Source organism: Colwellia sp. 6M3 (assembly GCF_014077595.1).
Taxonomy (GTDB): Bacteria; Pseudomonadota; Gammaproteobacteria; order Enterobacterales; family Alteromonadaceae; genus Cognaticolwellia.
The window spans coordinates 1-2,684 of record NZ_JACGWF010000167.1; the positions used below are offsets into that span (position 1 = coordinate 1).

Sequence of the window (2,684 nt, forward strand, 5' to 3'; positions counted from 1 at the left end):
ATTTTAATACCCATTCACATAGTTTTCAGTAACTTAAATAATTAATATATTGGTGCAGAATTTAAAGTTTTTATATTGAAGTCTTAAGTTAACTTTCTATTTACAAGGTCACAAACAGGTTGAAAATGATATAATCTTGTTAACAATTATTAATACCTGAATTAATTCAGTTCAAATATCAAATTATCTGGAATTTTATACATTATGCGAGTAGCCGTTACACAGTTCGCCACGTCTTTAAATGCACATGAAAACATATCAACTTGTGTGCGAATTATAAATGAAGTGGCAAGCTGTCAGCCAGATATCATCGTACTTCCGCAGTATTGTAATACCCAACCTTGTTACGAGGATCATGATCAAGCATGGCAAGAAGCGTTAGTACTTAATGGTGATTTTTTTCAACAAATAGCTACACAAGCCAAAAAACACAGCTGTTATATCGTGTTCAATGCAACTGTACGTAGAGACCTTGCACGAGATACTACAAACGCTTCAATTAAATCAAAGATTAGTGTTACTACTTGCCTTATTTCTCCTGACGGAGCATTGATTCAACAAACCGACCAACAAGCATTTCAATCACATGAAAGTGAATATTTCATTAGTACCAATAATACAACTGAAATAATAACAACACCTTTAGCCAAGCTAGGCTTATTAGCCGGACAAGATGCTATAACGTACAGCAAAGCAAGAGAACTTGGCATGCAAGGGGCACAATTGCTCTGTAATGCACAAAGTACTAATACTGCTGAACAAAACCACTTTTATGACCTAGCGCGCTCGGTTGAAAATAATGTTTTTATTGCAACAGCGAATAATGTTGGTGCTCTAATGAAAGAACATTTGAATGAAAGGGGAGTAGGCACGGGTTTCAGTCAAATAGTTAATACCAATGGTAAGGTATTAGCGAAGATAGCTCATAAAAATGAAGGGTTTACTTTTGCAGATATAGATACCGTAAAGGCAGGATTAAATAATAAATTTCGCCCTGATGGCACAGCGTTTTTTAACCAGCACCGTATAGATCTTTATCAGCAAGACGTAACATTACAAAAGCAAACTGCTGATATTAAAGGGAGCAATAACAACGTGCCCGAAACTGCAAATGTAGCCTTATTTGCAACATATAAATCAAACGAACAAGCCATAGAAGATGTTTGCCATTACATCGAAAACAACCTCAGTGATATTATTCAATTACCTGAACTATTTTTTATTGACGATAAATCGATTACTCATAACGCATCACAACTTGATGTAATAGAAGTCTTGTGCACTGAAATCATAAGTAAAATAAGTGCAACATTAAGACCTTTTCAATATGTTTGTACAAGTTTAGTTATTGATGGTGCTCATCAAGCTGTATTAATTAATAATCATGGGGTATTTGCCTTACAACAACAGTTACACTTTTGTAATCGTTATAAATGGACAGAATTAGGGGACGATCTAAACATCGTTGAATTGCCATTAGAGCAAGGTGCTATAAAGATAGCAATGCTAACAGCCGATGACGCAAATATGCCTGAAATAGTAAAAGTTGCGGCCTTAAGCTGTATTCATGTGCTGCTTATACCTTTTGATATTCAAGAGTCAAGTGAGGTGGACTGTGGTTTATTATCTCTGGCAGCGGAAAATGGAATTTGTATCGTAGCAGCAAGTCGTGAGAAAAGTTTTGCTCTTGACCCATTAATTATAAATGACGATAACTCGGCAACAACAGGCAATAAAAAGAAAATAAAACAGAAGAAATCAACAGGACTAGTTATTGATATAACTAACAGCACAAATTTATCGCATAAAAATAATCAATTTAATGTCAGTGGTTGTTTAAATAGATCTGCTGATAGACTAAAGGTTAAGCAACAACATGGAAAAATTACTAAAGCGCTTGTGCACCCAAGTCCAACATTATGTAAGTCTTAAAAGCAATCAGCTTTGATATGTATGCAGTGATATTATTAATAAATCTTATGTGTGAGCTAAATAATTTAAATAAACCTTAATTTATACTGTTTTTATATATAGTGGTAGTGCGAATCCCGCTTTATTGTATAAAGGCAGATTAAATCTGTCTTTCTACATCTATTTATTCAGTACCTAACAACAACATATTGAATGGTAATATTAAATTATGTATATTGATTTGAATAAATATTCATTAGATGGAAGTTTTGCTTGTGGAAAGTGGGATATTATCTGTCTAATAAACTGTTAGGCATACATTCGAATGAAGTATTTTTGAGCACTCCAAATGGATCAATTTAAAATATCAGATGGTAGAACTTCTCAAGCTCGGCGCTATAGAGCATTAATTGCATATACTTCTTTGATTATTGCTAGTTTATTAATTTTATTAGCAGGACATGAAGTTATAAATTATTTTGGTTTAAATTTAGATACTAGAATTCGTGATGTAAGTGGTTGGAAAACTTTTGCTGTTTTCATAAGTATGTTACCTATAGTAGCGTTCACAATATGGCTTACATTAATCACCATTAAAAAATTATGTTTAAAATTAAATATTTAGGCTGGTGGTTAACAGTATGCCTAACACATATGAGCCTTATTCCCGTCAATAGGCAATAGGGTTTTATTTAGCTGCCGTTAGGCAGCTAATTGTTCATTCAATTCACAAGTTCATCTACTTCGCTATGTCAATTAGCCATTAAACAACG

The 2,684-nt window shown here is 33.4% G+C and carries 2 protein-coding genes; both read left to right on the forward strand.

Going from position 1 to position 2,684, the window contains the following annotated elements; genetic code table 11:
• Nucleotides 1–204 precede the first annotated feature (204 nt).
• Nucleotides 205–1,932: a carbon-nitrogen hydrolase family protein gene (locus tag H4J50_RS18690; protein WP_182257665.1), complete on the forward strand. Its 1,728-nt coding sequence runs from the start codon at nt 205–207 to the stop codon at nt 1,930–1,932.
• A 328-nt stretch (nt 1,933–2,260) separates the two neighbouring features.
• Nucleotides 2,261–2,536, forward strand: a complete 276-nt coding sequence (locus tag H4J50_RS18695) for a hypothetical protein (RefSeq protein WP_182257666.1) — start codon at nt 2,261–2,263, stop codon at nt 2,534–2,536.
• Nucleotides 2,537–2,684 lie beyond the last annotated feature (148 nt).

Bases quoted from the DNA above. Each gene is read 5' to 3' on its own strand.
- H4J50_RS18695 (WP_182257666.1), top strand. From the start codon at position 2,261: ATGGATCAATTTAAAATATCAGATGGTAGAACTTCTCAAGCTCGGCGC.
- H4J50_RS18690 (WP_182257665.1), top strand. From the start codon at position 205: ATGCGAGTAGCCGTTACACAGTTCGCCACGTCTTTAAATGCACATGAA.